3 protein-coding genes and 1 pseudogene are annotated in these 4,828 nt (G+C 47.3%); 1 reads left to right on the top strand and 3 read right to left on the bottom strand.

Annotation, left to right across the window (positions count from 1 at the left end; translation table 11 throughout):
* Positions 1-196 (top strand): annotated as a pseudogene (locus ABID29_RS12145) (IS630 family transposase); the annotation flags it as partial.
* Between the two features lie 127 nt (positions 197-323).
* On the opposite strand, the gene alaS reads toward ABID29_RS12145, so the two are convergent.
* The 3 genes from alaS to ABID29_RS12130 all read right to left on the bottom strand — a co-directional run bounded on the left by alaS (position 324) and on the right by ABID29_RS12130 (position 4,618).
* A complete protein-coding gene (gene alaS / locus ABID29_RS12140) occupies positions 324-2,942 on the bottom strand; it encodes an alanine--tRNA ligase (RefSeq protein WP_354366397.1) in 2,619 nt (872 codons plus the stop codon).
* Positions 2,943-2,956: 14 nt separating this feature from the next.
* Positions 2,957-3,457, bottom strand: a complete 501-nt coding sequence (locus ABID29_RS12135) for an LURP-one-related/scramblase family protein (RefSeq protein WP_354366395.1) — start codon at positions 3,455-3,457, stop codon at positions 2,957-2,959.
* 204 nt (positions 3,458-3,661) lie between these two features.
* The gene (locus ABID29_RS12130) at positions 3,662-4,618 is read right to left on the bottom strand and encodes a peptidylprolyl isomerase (protein WP_354366393.1); all 957 of its coding nucleotides are present in this window, start codon (positions 4,616-4,618) and stop codon (positions 3,662-3,664) included.
* Positions 4,619-4,828 lie beyond the last annotated feature (210 nt).

Genomic DNA, 4,828 nt, shown 5'->3' with positions numbered 1-4,828 from the left:
TATCCCACCGTATACGCCTGAGATGAATCCTATTGAACAAGTCTGGGCTGAGATTCGTAAACGTGGGTTTAAAAATAAGGCATTTAAGACCTTGGGAGACGTTGTTGATAAGCTCCAAGAAGTCATTCAGGGCTTGCATTGGTCGGTATTGAAGTCAATTGTTAATAGACGATGGACTGCCAATATCTATTTTTGATTTTGAATCAGTATTAGAATTTCCAGAGGGAATCTCCAATCCCAATGACATAAAAAAGATGCCTGGATTGATCCTTTTCCTTGAGCAATCTCAGCCATCTTTTCCTCATCATTCAAGCGCTAGTTTCTTAAAGATTCTCGCCAACAGCTGCCAGTAAGTCCGCTATCTTGCTAGCGTCAACTCCCCCTGCCATAGCCATGTCTGGCTTGCCGCCACCACGACCGTTGATGATTGGAGCGAGCGCTTTGACCAGATTACCAGCGTGGGCGTTTGCTGACTTGCTAGCGACAAGGAGGTTGACCTTGTCTCCGATAGCCGCCACCAGAACCAAGACATCTGAGTAGTCTGCCTGCTTCCAATTATCCGCAAAGGTGCGAAGAGCCCCTGCATCAGCAACATCAACTTGACTAGCAATGTAGCGAAGACCGTTTGCCTCTTTGACATCCTTAAAGAGGTCACCAGCCGCTGCTGCTGCAGCTTTTTCTTTCAGACTGGTATTTTCTTTTTGCAACTCACGGAGGTCGGCTTGCAGGCTAGCGACCTTATTTGGCACCTCTTTGAGTTGCGGTGCTTTCAAGGTTGCCGCAATGGTTTTGAGAGCGTCCTCTTGCTCACGGTAAGCCAAGAAAGCTTCCTTACCAGTCACCGCCAGGAGACGGCGAGTTCCTGAGCCGATACCTTCTTCTTTGACAATCTTGAAGAGGCCGATTTCAGCGGTATTACCCACATGGGTGCCACCACAGAGCTCGACAGAGTAGTCGCTGATGGTCACGACACGCACCACCTTACCGTACTTCTCGCCAAAGAGAGCCATGGCTCCCATGCCTTTTGCCGTCTCCACATCCGTTTCAACCGTCACAACAGGGATAGATTCCCAGATTTTCTCATTGACCTGCTCTTCGATGCGGCGGAGCTCTTCTGCGGTTACCGCCTCAAAGTGGGTAAAATCAAAGCGAAGGAAACCTGCTTCATTGAGGGAACCTGCTTGTGTCGCATGCTCACCGATGATGTCGTGGAGGGCTGCATGGAGCAAGTGCGTCGCCGTGTGGTTTTTCTCCACCGCCTGACGGCGTGCCTTGTCAATCTCCAACACATAGCTTGTGCCAACAGACAGGCTAGCCAAGACTTCTACAGTGTGGAGCGGCTGTCCATTCGGCGCCTTTTGGACATCAATGACCTTCGCCACCGTGTCACCCTTGTCATTTTTAATCACACCGTGGTCAGCCACCTGACCACCCATCTCCGCATAAAACGGCGTTTGCTCAAAGAGCAACAGAGCTTGTCCTTCAGTGATAGCTTCTGTCCGCTCATTGTCAGCGATGATGACAGAGAGCGGGCTCGTCAAGCTGGTCTCTCCGTAGACAAAGGTGGATGGCTCAACCAGCGCAGCCAACGTCTCGTTTTGCATGCCCATAGAGCCACCTTTTACCACGCTAGCACGAGCGCGGTCTTGTTGCTCTTTCATGGCTGCCTTGAAGCCCTCGTGGTCAATGGCAAAGCCAGCATCCTCTGCCAATTCTTCGGTCAACTCAACAGGGAAACCATAGGTGTCATAGAGTTTGAAAATATCCTGACCAGACACAGTAGTCTCGCCAGCTTCTTTCAAGGCTGCCAAGAGCTCATCCAAGTGGACAGACCCTGCATCAATGGTGCGGGCAAAGGTCTCTTCTTCTCGCTTGACAATTTTCTCGATGAAGTCACGTTTTTCAAGGATTTCTGGGTAGTAGCTCTCCATGATCTCGCCCACTGTCACGACCAGCTCGTAAAGGAAGGGCTTATCAATGCCGAGACGGCGACCGTGCATGACCGCACGACGGAGGAGGCGACGAAGAACGTAGCCACGCCCTTCGTTTCCAGGCAGAGCCCCATCGCCGATGGCAAAACTGAGGGCACGGATATGGTCAGCGATAACCTTGAAGCTCATGTTGTCACCATCTGGGTCATAGGTCTTGCCAGACATGGCGGCCACTCGCTCGATAATCGGCATGAAGAGGTCGGTCTCAAAGTTGGTCTTAGCCCCTTGGAAAATGGAGACCAGACGCTCCAGACCAGCTCCCGTATCGATGTTTTTGTTTGGCAGTTCCTTGTACTCGCTGCGTGGAACCGCAGGATCAGCGTTGAACTGGGACAACACCACATTCCAAATCTCGATGTAGCGGTCGTTTTCGATGTCCTCTTCCAGCAGGCGAATGCCAATGTTTTCTGGGTCAAAGTCTGTACCACGGTCAAAGAAAATCTCTGTGTCTGGTCCTGATGGTCCAGCACCGATTTCCCAGAAATTATCCTCCAGCGGAATCAGGTGGCTAGGGTCAACCCCCAGCTCAATCCAACGATTGTAAGAATCCGTATCCGCAGGATAATAAGTCATGTAGAGCTTGTCCAAAGGCATGGCAAACCAGTCTGGGCTGGTCAAGAGCTCAAAGGCAAAAGCAATGGCCTCATCACGGAAATAATCCCCGATAGAAAAGTTACCCAACATCTCAAACATGGTGTGGTGACGAGCGGTCTTACCGACATTTTCAATGTCATTGGTGCGGATAGATTTTTGAGCATTGGTAATCCGTGGGTTTTCAGGAATCACTGTCCCATCAAAGTATTTTTTCAAGGTCGCCACCCCAGAGTTGATCCAGAGCAGGGTTGGGTCGTTGACCGGCACCAAGTTGGCTGATGGCTCAACGCTGTGGCCTTTTGAGGCAAAGAAGTCCAGCCACATTTGGCGTACTTCAGCTGATGTCATGTATCTCATTATCAATATCTCCTTTAATTGGCGGCTGAGCTAGCGCTAGCTGCCGCTTCTGTTTCTTTAACGTAGTCAATGGCAATGACAAGGGCAATTGCCAAATCGCTGTAGGCTTCCTCATGAACTGTCACTTGATAGGTCGAGGTGAGACGAAACCATTCTTGATTGATGTCTGCAATCTTGCGACCGTCTTTTTTAAGGGTGAAGTCCATGTCCCAGAAATCACCTTGAACAACCATATCTAATCCCTCAATCCGATAGCGCGGGCGAAACCAGCTAAACTCCTTTTGCAGGGCAAACTGCTCCCCACTGGCTAAGGTAATGGTAAACCGCGGCAAAAACCATGCCCACTGCCGCTTAATTCGGGCCACTTCTTGACCAGTCATATCCATGATGGTAAATTCTTTGAGCCACTTGAGCAAGGAACCAACCACCTCATAGTGTGGCTGATCATGCTGGTCTTTGACCTGAAACTTCCCCGCCAAGGACCAAAATTTTTGCTTAATATAGAACTTTTTCATCTTGCACCATTCCTCAAAAAATGACAAAGCCCCACCAAACGAGGGGCGAAAAACCGCGGTACCACCCTCATTTAATGACCTTTGTCATTCTCATTATCGTTTTTAAACTGTATCTCCAAACAAGTAGCAACATCTTTCTCGCAAAGGTGGCTTGCACTAACCGCCACTTCCCTGAATTTGCGCCTCGAAAAGATGATTCTTGTTTTATTTGCTGGATGAGCTAGTTGTCTTATCCGATGAAATATACTGTGAAAGGATAGACTGGAAGGCCTCATCCTTAACTTTCACATTGGCCTCTTGCAAGTATTTAGAAACAACGCTAGTGATAAAGGTGGCGTCCGATTTCTTTTGGCTAAGGATAACTTCTTTCAACTTATCCTTATAGTCTTCAAACTTATCAGACTTGGCTGTCTTAGTATTCAGCTTAACCACATAGTAACTCGTTGCATAAGTCGTAGGATTAACAACTGTAACGACAGAATCTGCTACTTTTCCTTCTTCCAAGCCAAAAATAGCCTCTTGCAACTGGGTTGGAATCTCTTTGGAAGTAGAGTCAAATTTTACTGTACCGCCATCACCCTTAGTCGCTTCGTCCGTTGAATGATCTTTAGCTAACTGAGCGAAGTCTGCTCCGTCTGCTTTCGCCTTTTCTAGGACCTCTTTGGCTTTTGCCTCATCATCCAATTTAATGATCTGAGCAGTTACTTCAGGAGTGTAAGCTTTATAAGCTGCTTGATAGGCCTCATCTGTGAGCTCTTTTTCAGCAGCTTGGGCAACTGCATATTCCACAAGCTTATTGGTGCGGATTTGAGAGCGATAGGTTTTCTCCGTCAAACCTGCGGATGCCAAAGCTTGAGCAAAATTATCCCCATACTGGGCAGATGAGGTCTCATAAGCTTCTTGTACTTCTTTATCAGAGACCTTATCCCCAAATTTGTTTTCAAAGACAGTGGAAATCACTTGCTCCAAAAGCACTTGCTGAGCAGCTGTATTGTTCTTAACAGCATCGTAAAACTCAGATACGGTGATGGTTTCACCCTTCATGGTAATAATATCAGCATCTGTATTAGCTTTTGAAGCGACTGACAAGGTTGTCACAGAAGCCAGTGCTGCAGTCGCAATCAAGGCTAGTCCTGTTCCAACGATCGATTTTTTGTTCATAAATATATTTGGAACTCCTTCTTTTAAAATTAACTCACCTATTATATCACAAAACCTTTAAGATGACTTAAATAGATAGCGGAAATTCTATGTTTTGTCTATTTTTTCTAAGAATTGAAAGTTCTAAAATGAAGTTAGCCACTTAAAGTGCATGAAAAAACACCTCTATGTTATACTTGTAGTCGACGAAAACACAAGAACAGGACATAG

Source organism: Streptococcus rupicaprae, assembly GCF_040545225.1.
GTDB lineage: Bacteria > Bacillota > Bacilli > Lactobacillales > Streptococcaceae > Streptococcus > Streptococcus rupicaprae.
Note: the sequence above shows the minus strand (reverse complement) of the source record. Positions and strands in the feature narration are given on the sequence as shown.